The organism is Candidatus Chryseopegocella kryptomonas (assembly GCF_001536065.1).
GTDB classification, from domain to species: domain Bacteria; phylum Bacteroidota; class Ignavibacteria; order Kryptoniales; family Kryptoniaceae; genus Kryptonium; species Kryptonium kryptomonas.
The window spans coordinates 1-8,039 of sequence record NZ_CZVW01000038.1; the positions used below are offsets into that span (position 1 = coordinate 1).

Sequence of the window (8,039 nt, forward strand, 5' to 3'; positions counted from 1 at the left end):
AAAGTTTAATTTGCTCTCCGAAAGTCGCACTCTTAAATATAGGTGAAGAAAGCACGAAAGGTGGAGATGTCGTTTTGCAGACATATCAGCTTCTTTCGGAGAGCAAATTAAACTTTATCGGAAATGTTGAGGGTCGTGATATACTTTTAGGCAAAGCGGATGTAATCGTTTGTGATGGATTTGTTGGGAATATAGTTTTGAAATTTGCTGAAAGCGTTCTTGGGGTTTTGAAAAGAAGATTGAGAAATTATGCGTTCAAAAATATATTCAGAAAGTTAACATTTGGATTGCTTGCACGCAGTTTGAGAAAAGCGCTCAAAGAGTTTGATTATCAGGAATACGGCGGGGTTCCTTTCTTGGGTGTTAATGGTGTTGCAATAATTGGACATGGAAGTTCAACTGCGATTGCAATTAAAAATATGATTTACAGAGCGGAAGAGACGGTGCAGAAAAAGATCAATCAAAAAATAAAGGAAGCTTTAAAATTTTATAAAACTAAAACGGAGGTGTAAAGTTGGGGCAAAGAATTAGAGCAACGATCACCGCTGTCGGGCATTATGTCCCGGAAAAAGTTCTTTCAAATTTTGATCTTGAAAAAATGGTTGAGACAAGCGACGAATGGATAAGGACAAGGACGGGAATTCGTGAAAGAAGAATCCTTGAAAAGGGAGCTACTTCCGATCTTGCGGTTGAAGCTATAAAAAGATTGTTTGAAAATAGCGGAGTTTCTCCTGATGAAATAGAATTGCTTATCGTTGCGACAGTCACGCCAGATATGTTTTTCCCATCAACGGCTGCTGTAATTCAGGAAAAACTTGGATTAAAGAGAGCGTGGGGATTTGATCTATCAGCTGCGTGTTCCGGATTTATTTACGCTTTGATTACAGGAGCACAATTCATTGAATCAGGAAATTATAAAAAAGTTCTTGTCGTTGGGGCTGATAAAATGAGCGCAATTGTGGATTATACCGATAGAAACACATGCGTTTTATTTGGAGACGGAGCTGGTGCAGTTTTGCTTGAACCAAGCGATGATCCAAATTATGGAATTCTTGATCACATAATGTATATGGATGGCTCTGGTGGAAAATATCTTTACATGCCCGGTGGTGGAAGTTTAAATCCACCGACACATGAGACAGTTGATAAAAAGATGCATTACATTTATCAAGATGGAAGAGCGGTTTTTAAAGTTGCGGTTGTTGGTATGGCTGATGTTTCTGATGAAATTGTTAAAAGAAATGGTTTAACTGGGAATGATATTGATTGGCTTGTTCCACATCAAGCAAATTTGAGGATAATTACCGCAACAGCGGAGAGAATGGGGCTTGACCTTTCAAAGGTTATGATAAACATAGATAGATATGGCAACACAACAGCAGCTACAATTCCGCTTTGTCTTTCGGAATACTGGGAATGCGGAAAACTTAAACCTGGACATATGCTTGTTATGTCTGCTTTTGGAGCAGGTTATACCTGGGGTGCGGTTTTAATGAGATGGTCTCTTCCAAATCCGCCCAAGCCAAGACCTGATGTAGCAAAGTATTGTGAAGAAATGGACTCAAGAAGGTTTGAGATACCGGAAGAATTGAAAATAAAGAACGAAGTTAATAAATGAAAATTGCTTTCGTCTTTCCCGGTCAAGCATCTCAATATGTCGGTATGGGGAAAGATTTGTATGAGAATAATCAATTTGCAAGGGAAATTTTTGATAAAGCAGAAGAAATACTTGGATTTGAGTTAAAGAAAATTTGTTTTGAGGGTCCAGAAGATGAATTAAAGCAGACAAGAATAACTCAACCCGCAATTTTCGTCCACAGTTATATTGTTTCTAAACTTCTTGATGATAAATTAAAAGCAGATATGACCGCAGGACATTCGCTTGGCGAATACACGGCACTTGTGTATGCGGGTGTGTTAAGTTTTGAAGATGGATTGAGAATTGTCAAACTTCGTGGTGAACTTATGCAAAAGGCAGGTGAAGAAAGACCTGGGACGATGTCCGCAATAATTGGACTTGATGATGAAACTGTGAGAAAAATTTGTGAGGAAATTAAGGATGGGATTGTTCAACCTGCTAATTTTAACGCTCCTGGTCAAATAGTAATCTCTGGTGAAGTTGAAGCAGTTAAGAAGGCTATGGAACTTGCTCAAAAAGCCGGGGCAAAGATGGTTAAGGAACTTGTCGTAAGCGGTGCCTTTCATTCCCCACTTATGGAAAGTGCGAAAGAAGAGCTTAAAAGAGCTCTTGACGAGGTTGAGTTTAAAAAGCCATCAATCCCTGTTTATTTCAATGTCACGGCGAAACCATCTTTTGATGTTGAAGAGATAAAAAAATCTTCTTTATCATCAAATTACAAACCCTGTTTTGTGGGCTCAAATAGTTTTGAATATGGCAAATGATGGAGCGAAAAAGTTTTATGAAATAGGTCCTGGGAAAGTTCTTCAAGGTTTGATAAAAAGAATTGTCCAAGATGTTGAAATATCTGGTTTTGATAAACTTGAAGATATTCAAAAAATTTCCGGGAATTAGTGCCTATGGAACAGGCACTTCAATCCTGCGAAACAAACGGAGACGCTTTGAGCGAATTTCAAAATAGAAAAATAGTTTCTGTTAAAAACTTTAAAATTGATACGCTTGTCTTCACAGCTGGATTTGTCCCGTTTTGCAATGTCCCAGTGTGCCGTGGAAATTGTTGTTATTGGGGAGTTTATGTTGATGTTAAAGAGAGAGATAAAATTCTTGCGCATAAAGATTTGATTTTGAAATATATGGATGAGACTCAACCGAAAGATGTTGAACAATGGTTTGAGAAAGAAGAATATGATGACCCAGATTTTCCGTCCGGCAAATGTGTTGGAACAAATGTTTATAACGATAAGTGTGCTTTTTTGACAAAGGAAGGATATTGTGTTTTGCAGATAACCGCTGTTGAAAATGGAATGCATAAATGGACTTTAAAACCATTTTATTGTTGCATTTATCCATTGACTTTCTGGGAAGGTGTTTTAACTTATGATGATGGTCATGCGGAAGATTTGCCTTATTGCGGAACAAACGCCAAGCATAATCACGCTGGTCCTGTGATTGAGATATGTAAAGAAGAATTTATATATGTCCTTGGTGAAGATGGATACGCAGAGCTTTTGAAAATTTATGAAGAATGGAAACGAGAAAACTCAAATAAATGATGGAAAATTAAAATGTCAGATTTAAAAGGTAAAGTTGCAATAGTAACAGGTGGTTCAAGAGGAATTGGCAGAGCAATTGCAAAAGTTCTTGCTTTATCTGGATGTTCGGTTGTGATAACTTATAAAAGTTCGGTTCAGCAGGCGCAGGAAGTTGTTGATGAAATTTCAAAATTTGATTCAAAAGCGATGGCAATTCAAGCTGATTCAGCAAGGTTTGAAGATGCACAAAGAGTGGTTGATGAAGTTTTGAAAAATTTCGGCAAAATTGATATACTTATTAATAATGCAGGAATTACAAGAGATAATCTTCTTTTGAGAATGAGCGAAAGCGATTGGGACGATGTGATTGAGACAAATTTAAAAGGAGTTTTTAACTTTACGAAAGCAGTGATAAAACATATGATAAGTCAACGTTATGGCAAAATAATTAACATTGCATCTGTCGTTGGATTAATTGGAAATCCTGGGCAGGCAAATTATGCAGCGTCAAAAGCAGGTATAATTGGCTTTACAAAGGCACTTGCAAAGGAAGTTGCCTCAAGAAATATACAGGTAAATGTCGTTGCACCTGGTTATGTTGAAACGGAAATGACGGAGAAATTGAACGAGGAACAGAAAAAACGACTTTTTGAAATGATACCAGCAAAGAGAATTGCAAAGCCAGAGGAAATTGCTTATGTTGTTAAGTTTCTTGCTTCGTCTGAATCGGATTATATCACAGGTCAAGTTATCGTCGTTGATGGTGGCTTAACAGCATAAAACAAAAATCAAAACTAAAAAGGAGGATAAAAATGGACATTGAAGCAAAGGTCAAGCAAATAATTGTCAACAAGCTTAATGTGAGCGAAGACAAAGTTGTGCCAGAGGCATCTTTTATCAATGATCTTGGTGCTGATTCGCTTGACACGGTTGAGCTTGTTATGGAATTTGAGAAAGAATTTGGGATTCAGGTTCCAGATGAGGATGCTGAAAAAATTAGAACCGTTGGAGATGCGATTAACTATTTAAAGCAGAAACTCGGACAGGCGTAAAAAATTTTTTCGGGGAGAGCTTTGTCTCTCCCTTTTAATTTTGTAAAAACAAAAATTCATAGAAATCATGCAAAACCGCAAAAGGGTTGTGGTTACTGGAATGGGTGTAATATCACCCGTTGGATTAACTATTGATGAATTCTGGAAAAATCTTCTTGAAGGAAAAAGCGGGGTTGGATATATAACGAAATTTGATACAACAAATTTTGCCACAAAGTTTGCAGCGGAGGTTAAAAACTTTGACCCTACAAATTATATGGATAGAAAACTTGCTCAAAGAATGGACATATTCACTCAATTTGCAATGGCAGCAACTGAAATGGCAATTCAAGATGCTGGGTTAAATTCGGATTCTAAAATAGATAAAGAAAGAGTTGCGGTTGTTTATGCCTCAGGCATTGGTGGAATGTGGACTTATCATACTCAACATGAATTGCTTTTTAAAACAGGGAGCCCAAGACATATAAGCCCATTTACAGTCCCGATGATGATAATTGACATAGCAGCTGGATATATTTCCATAAGGTATGGATTCAAAGGACCAAATTATGCAACTGTTTCAGCCTGTGCAAGTGGTGCAAATGCCATAACCGATGCTGTTATGCTAATTGAACGTGGGCTTGCTGATGTTGTCATAACTGGTGGAACAGAATCTGCGATATGTCCCATGGGAATTGGTTCGTTCAATGCTATGAGAGCGCTTTCAACAAGAAATGATGAACCTGAGAAAGCAAGCAGACCTTTTGACGCACAGCGTGATGGCTTCGTAATGGGTGAAGGCGCTGGGACTTTGATACTTGAATCACTTGAACATGCTTTAAATCGTGGCGCAAAAATTTACGCTGAAGTGGCTGGCTTCGGTCTCACAGCTGATGCTTATCACATAACCGCACCAGCACCTTGTGGTGAAGGTGCAGCAAGATCAATGGCTCTTGCACTTAAAGACGCTGGGCTTAAACCCGAAGATATTGACTACATAAACGCACACGGAACTTCAACCAAAGAGAACGACAAAAACGAAACACAAGCAATTAAAACTGTCTTCGGAGATCATGCCTATAAACTTGCTGTTAATTCAACCAAGTCAATGATCGGGCATTTGCTTGGTGCTGCTGGCGCAGTTGAAGCAATAGCAACAATTCTTTCAATAACCACTGGAAAAATTCATCCGACCATAAATTACGAATATCCAGATCCAGAGTGCGATCTCTTTTATGTTCCAAATCAAGCAATAGAACGTGAAGTGAAAGCAGCTATCTCTAACTCATTTGGTTTCGGCGGTCATAATGTGTCAATAGTTTTCAAAAAGTTTGAAGAATAGTTTTGGTTAAAATTTTAAAAAAGCTCAAGGCGCTTTTAAATCCGCAAGATTCAAATTTCATAAGCAAGGAAAAATTTAAAGAACTTGAGAAAATTCTTGGTTTTAAGATTCGTAACAGGGAACTTTTTGTTCAGGCGTTAACACACAGATCGTTTGTTGCAATAGCAAAGCAAAAGTATAAAGTGAAACTTGATTCAAACGAGCGACTTGAATTTCTTGGTGATTCAATTTTAAATCTCATTGCTGGCGAGCTTTTATATAAAGCGTATCCATTTGCAAGTGAAGGCAGATTGACGCGTTTGAGGTCAAGGATTATAAACAGAGGAATTTTGATAAAGTATGCATATCTTTTAAAACTTGATGAATTCCTTCTTATGAGTCATTCCGCGCGTAGAGCTCTGGCTCAGGGATATAACTCTATGCTTGCTGATGCTTTTGAAGCAATAGTTGGAGCAATTTATCTTGATCAGGGTTATGAGACGACGAAAAAATTTTTACAGCGAGTTTTTAAAGAACAAATTGGGGAATTTGACTCTAAATTTTACGAATCAACGAAAGAGCATTATAAAAGCATCCTCGTTGAATATTCTCACAAAGCAAATGTTGAAATAACTTACAGAGTCGCAAAAGTTGAAGGTCCAGAGCATAACAGAACTTTCACTGTTGAAGTTTTAATCGGCAATGATGTTGTCGGAGTCGGACAAGGCAGAAACAAAAAGGAAGCGGAAAAAGCAGCTGCTTATGATGCTCTTCTTAAACTCGGGTTGATTGATAAACCTACCTCTTGAATTTGTCCCAATTTTTTTCAAATTTATTTCAGACGAAAATAAAGGAACATTTAAAATGTTAAGGGAACAATCGCATCTTGGTAATTGCAAAGTTTTTGGCTTTTTATCTTTTATGTTATTTATTTTCTTGGCTTCAAACTTAACAGCGCAACACATCTGGTTTTCGGACAACTTTAACAGCGCAAAATTAAATAATGCGTGGGTTGAATTGTCAGGGGTGTGGAAAGTTGAAAATGGAAGATTGAAATTGAATGCGAATAATCCATCTCAACTGGGTTTAAATTTTTTAATTCCACCAAATTCAAGGTATAACATCAAATTTTCTTTTTCAGGAGACAATTGCTTAGTGCTGTTTAATGTCTATGACATTTACTCGTTCAAATCTGGTAATTATGTTAAGTTTTTCGGAAACGCACTTTACACTGGGGTAGTTGAGGTTAATGGCGATGAAAAAATTGAAAAATTTGTTTCTCTTCCATCTTCACGAAATAAAATGAAGGAAATTTTGATTGAGGTCTCGCCAGAGAAATACACAGTTTATTTCAATGACAAGAAAGTTGTTGAAGGTAAAACATATTTTAAATCAGGTTATGTAATCCTTGGGGCTGGGAAAGGCGAAGTTGAGTTTGATTATTTCATAATTTCATCGGGTGAGAAATACCGAACGATTGAGGATTTGAAAAAACTTAAAGAGCCGTTGATAGATCACATAAATTCAATTGCGATTATTGATAATTCAACATTTGCAATTTCAAGCGATGTTTATTCGCAGGTTCAAGTTCTTGACAACTCTGGAAATGTAGTAAATAGATTTACATATTTAAGATGGGCTGGCGCAGTGATGTATTTCAACGAACGTTTATTCATATGCGATGCTGGAAAAATAACAATTGTTTTGCCCGATAGAACAGCAAATGTTGCGCAATTTATGGTGAAATATCCAAATTACATTCACACGGATGGCGAAAAATTTTACATAATTGATGATGGCGCTGTGAAAATTTTTGACAAAAATTTTAAATTGATTTACTCATTTACTGATCCAACGAATTTGAAATTTCCAACTTCAATTGCGGTTGATAAATATAACATTTATTGCGCTGACCCAGAACTTGGTTATATTGCAGTTTATCCAAAAAGAGATAGCATTAAACTTTTGCGCAAAATTAAAGACAAACTTATTGCCCCTGTTGATGTTAAGTATGATTCGCTTTCAAACTCTCTTTTCGTTGCCGATGTTGGATTAAAAGCAATTGTTAAAATTTCAAACGATAAAGTTGAAAAAATCTTCAAAGGTGAGGGAATTGGTGGTTTAAAATTTCCAAGAAGCATTGATTTGAAGTTGGGGATGATTTTTATTGCAGATGCGGATAAAATTGTCGCTGTTGATACGACTCTTTCCGAGGAAAGAGCGAAGTTGATTTTGAAGCGTTGAAAAATTGCCCTCACCCTCTTAAAAAGGTGAGGGCTAAAAAATTAAAATGGGGTTCTGCCTCTGAACTGGAATGGTTGCGGTGTTGAAGGATTGTTTCCACTTGTGGTTGTTAAAACGTAGCCAGTTATCACCTCATCACCCTCTTTGAGATTTCCACCGACGACTTCCGTATAATTTCCATCGGTTATTCCCAATCTTACGAAAACAGGTTTTGGGTTTTTATTTTCATCAAGTGTCCAGATAATTGCTCTGTTTCCACTGGGGAAATTTCC

At 37.1% G+C, this 8,039-nt stretch carries 7 protein-coding genes and 3 pseudogenes; 9 read left to right on the forward strand and 1 reads right to left on the reverse strand.

Annotated features, from left to right (window positions below; translation table 11 throughout):
- From AWW83_RS09585 to AWW83_RS09625, 9 genes and pseudogenes are all read left to right on the forward strand, one after another.
- Window positions 1-512, forward strand: a pseudogene (locus tag AWW83_RS09585) (phosphate acyltransferase PlsX); the annotation flags it as partial.
- A 2-nt stretch (window positions 513-514) separates the two neighbouring features.
- Window positions 515-1,618 (forward strand): beta-ketoacyl-ACP synthase III, encoded by a 1,104-nt coding sequence (locus AWW83_RS09590; protein WP_320409431.1) that lies wholly within the window; start codon window positions 515-517, stop codon window positions 1,616-1,618.
- A pseudogene (gene fabD / locus AWW83_RS09595) lies at window positions 1,615-2,533 on the forward strand (ACP S-malonyltransferase). The gene AWW83_RS09590 and the pseudogene fabD overlap by 4 nt, the downstream one beginning before the upstream one ends.
- 5 nt (window positions 2,534-2,538) lie before the next feature.
- A complete protein-coding gene (locus AWW83_RS09600) occupies window positions 2,539-3,192 on the forward strand; it encodes a DUF3109 family protein (protein ID WP_092351150.1) in 654 nt (217 codons plus the stop codon).
- Between the two features lie 12 nt (window positions 3,193-3,204).
- Window positions 3,205-3,951 (forward strand): 3-oxoacyl-[acyl-carrier-protein] reductase, encoded by a 747-nt coding sequence (gene fabG / locus AWW83_RS09605; RefSeq protein ID WP_092351151.1) that lies wholly within the window; start codon window positions 3,205-3,207, stop codon window positions 3,949-3,951.
- A gap of 32 nt (window positions 3,952-3,983) precedes the next feature.
- A complete protein-coding gene (locus tag AWW83_RS09610) occupies window positions 3,984-4,223 on the forward strand; it encodes an acyl carrier protein (protein WP_047134489.1) in 240 nt (79 codons plus the stop codon).
- Between the two features lie 67 nt (window positions 4,224-4,290).
- Window positions 4,291-5,544 carry a beta-ketoacyl-ACP synthase II gene (gene fabF, locus AWW83_RS09615; protein WP_092351152.1) on the forward strand — a complete coding sequence of 418 codons (1,254 nt, stop codon included), beginning with the start codon at window positions 4,291-4,293 and terminating at the stop codon, window positions 5,542-5,544.
- 2 nt (window positions 5,545-5,546) lie between these two features.
- Window positions 5,547-6,332, forward strand: coding sequence for a ribonuclease III (rnc, locus tag AWW83_RS09620; RefSeq protein WP_159421171.1), 786 nt, complete (start codon window positions 5,547-5,549; stop codon window positions 6,330-6,332).
- Between the two features lie 55 nt (window positions 6,333-6,387).
- On the forward strand, window positions 6,388-7,767 hold the full coding sequence (locus AWW83_RS09625) for an NHL repeat-containing protein (RefSeq protein ID WP_143713967.1): 1,380 nt from the start codon (window positions 6,388-6,390) through the stop codon (window positions 7,765-7,767).
- A gap of 41 nt (window positions 7,768-7,808) precedes the next feature.
- Here the strand turns inward: AWW83_RS09625 and AWW83_RS09935 are convergent.
- Window positions 7,809-8,039 (reverse strand): annotated as a pseudogene (locus AWW83_RS09935) (hypothetical protein); the annotation flags it as partial.

Excerpts from the sequence above, each read along its gene's own strand:
- AWW83_RS09600 (WP_092351150.1), top strand. The coding sequence starts at position 2,539 with ATGGAACAGGCACTTCAATCCTGCGAAACAAACGGAGACGCTTTGAGC.
- AWW83_RS09625 (WP_143713967.1), top strand. The coding sequence starts at position 6,388 with ATGTTAAGGGAACAATCGCATCTTGGTAATTGCAAAGTTTTTGGCTTT.
- fabG (WP_092351151.1), top strand. The coding sequence starts at position 3,205 with ATGTCAGATTTAAAAGGTAAAGTTGCAATAGTAACAGGTGGTTCAAGA.
- AWW83_RS09610 (WP_047134489.1), top strand. The coding sequence starts at position 3,984 with ATGGACATTGAAGCAAAGGTCAAGCAAATAATTGTCAACAAGCTTAAT.
- fabF (WP_092351152.1), top strand. The coding sequence starts at position 4,291 with ATGCAAAACCGCAAAAGGGTTGTGGTTACTGGAATGGGTGTAATATCA.